General features: G+C 60.6%; 2 protein-coding genes and 1 pseudogene. All 3 read left to right on the plus strand.

Annotated features, from left to right (window positions below):
* On the plus strand, positions 1-371 hold a 371-nt coding region (locus ASB65_RS19120; RefSeq protein ID WP_081088454.1), incomplete at its 5' end, for a transposase.
* Positions 368-712, plus strand: coding sequence for an IS66 family insertion sequence element accessory protein TnpB (gene tnpB / locus ASB65_RS19125; protein WP_060725074.1), 345 nt, complete (start codon positions 368-370; stop codon positions 710-712). The genes ASB65_RS19120 and tnpB, both read left to right, overlap by 4 nt.
* Positions 713-785: 73 nt before the next feature.
* A pseudogene (gene tnpC, locus ASB65_RS19130) lies at positions 786-2,386 on the plus strand (IS66 family transposase).
* Positions 2,387-2,408: the final 22 nt, after the last annotated feature.

Raw genomic sequence — 2,408 nt, forward strand, 5'->3', positions numbered from 1 at the left:
CGGCTAGCCTTGGGTTGATGCGAATGATCGAGGCGGTGCCCGATCGCCTTGACGGGTCGCCGCGACAGTTGCGGCGGTTCTGGTCCGACGAATTCAAGGCCACAGCGGTTGAGCAGGCATGTCAGCCCGGTGTAAACATGTCGGCAGTGGCGCGGCAGATCGGGATTTTGCCGTCTCAACTCTACCGCTGGCGTAGAGAACTGTTGGGCAGTGATGAGTCTGGACTAGCAGCGGCAGTTGATCCGCAGAGCGTCGCACCTGACCCCGACCCCGTCGTCGAAATCGACATTGACGGTATCGTCGTGCGGGTCGGCCGGCATGTCGAAGAAGCGCATCTGCAGCGTGTCATCCGAGCGGTTCGCTCAGCATGATCCCCGCAGGTGTAAAGGTCTTCCTGGCCAGCCATCCCATCGACTTCCGCAAAGGGCCGGACAGCCTGCTGTCGCTGGTGCGGGATGCTGGCAGTGATCCGTTCAACGGCTCGCTTTATGTCTTCCGGGCCAAACGGGCCGACCGGATCAAGATCGTCTGGTGGGATGGATCCGGGGTTTGCCTTTACGCCAAGCGGCTGGAGAAGGCGCAGTTTTGCTGGCCGCGGACAGGCCACAACCGAGTCCAGCTCAACCATGCCCAGCTCATGGCGCTCGTTGACGGCATGGACTGGAAACGGGTGCGCCCGGTGGCGGTGAAGCCGCCGGAGATTGTTGGGTAAATGCCTGCGGCAAAGTGAATCAACCGCCTGAAAGGGCAGGAAAACCGGAGCAAAATATGCTCTGGTAGACGTCATGACGCCGCCCGATCTGCAGCTCCCGGATGATATAGAGACCCTGAAAGCTATGGTCCTTGCCATGGCCGAGAAGGCAGCGCGCACCGATGCTCTTGAGAGCGAGGTCGCAGACCTGAAAGCCAGAAACGCCGATGCTGATGAACGCATCGAACGACTGACCCAGATCCTGAAAGCCTTCGATCGTGCCCGCTTTGGCCGGCGATCGGAAAAACTCGGCTCTCCAGGCATCGATGATGAGCAGCAGGCCTTTGTCTTCGAGGAAATCGAGACCGGCATCGCGGCGATCCGAGCCAAGGTGAACAAGGGTGCCGCCCATACCGAAAAGCGTCCGCCGAGACCGCGCAAGGGCTTTGCTCCTCATCTTGAGCGGGTCGAAGTGGTGATCGAGCCGGATGACCTGCCCGAACACGTCGGCAAACAGAAGGTGCTGATCGGAGAAGACGTCTCGGAGCGACTTGACGTCGTGCCGGCGAAGTTCCGCGTCATCGTCACACGCCGACCGAAGTATGCCTTCAAAAATGAAGACGGCGTCATTCAGGCCGCCGCACCCGCGCACATTATCGAGGCGGGCATTCCGACGGAAGCGCTTCTCGCGCAGATCGCCGTCTCGAAGTATGCCGATGGCCTTCCGCTCTATCGGCAGGAGGCAATCCATGCCCGCGACAAGGTCGAGCTTGACCGGAAGCTGATGGCTCAATGGATGGGTAAGCTCGGCTTTGAACTTGATATCCTGGCCGACTACATCCTCGCCGAGATCAAGAAGGCTGAGCGTATCTTCGCTGACGAGACGACGTTGCCCACACTCGCGCCCGGATCCGGATCGGCCAGGACGGCCTGGCTTTGGGCTTATGCCCGCGATGACAGACCCTTCGGTGGCAGTAGCCCGCCGATGGTCGCCTATCGCTTCGAAGATAGCCGTGCTGGCGATCGGGTCGCCCGGCATCTGAATGGCTATCGCGGTATTCTGCAGGTTGACGGACATGGTGCCTATAACAAGCTTGCCAGATCTGACGGAGGCAATGACGGCGTGATGCTGGCCTACTGCTGGCCTACTGCTGGTCCCATAGCAGGCGCAAGTTCTACGAGCTCCACGCTTCAGACAGCTCCAGGATCGCCACCGAGACGGTGAAACTGATGGCGAAGCTCTGGCAGGTGGAAGAAACCGCCCGCGGCCAAAGCCCTGACGCCCGTGTCGCCGCGCGCCAGGCGACATCTGCTGCGGTTGTCACGGAGCTCTTCGCCCTCTGGCAGAAGACCCTACCGCGGATCTCTGGCAAGTCGAAGCTGGCCGAGGCGATCCGCTATGCCACCTCGCGTCGCTCCATCTTCGAGCGCTTTCTCACCGACGGCCGCATCGAGCTCGACAACAACATAGTCGAGCGTGCAATCCGGCCCCAGACAATTACCAGAAAGAATAGCCTCTTCGCCGGCAGCGATGGCGGTGGAAGGACCTGGGCAACAATCGCCACGCTCCTTCAAACAGCGAAAATGAACAATGTCGATCCGCAGGCCTGGCTCACCCAGACACTCGAGCGCATAGCCAATGGTTGGCCCAGCAGCGATCTCGATGCACTCATGCCGTGGAATTACACGCGCTGAACGGTCTCAGCTTGCCGCTTAC

This window comes from Agrobacterium tumefaciens str. B6, assembly GCF_001541315.1.
In the GTDB taxonomy this organism is placed as follows: Bacteria; Pseudomonadota; Alphaproteobacteria; order Rhizobiales; family Rhizobiaceae; genus Agrobacterium; species Agrobacterium radiobacter.

What these genes read in the sequence shown, in the direction of transcription:
- tnpB (WP_060725074.1), top strand. Translation starts at nt 368, where the DNA reads ATGATCCCCGCAGGTGTAAAGGTCTTCCTGGCCAGCCATCCCATCGAC.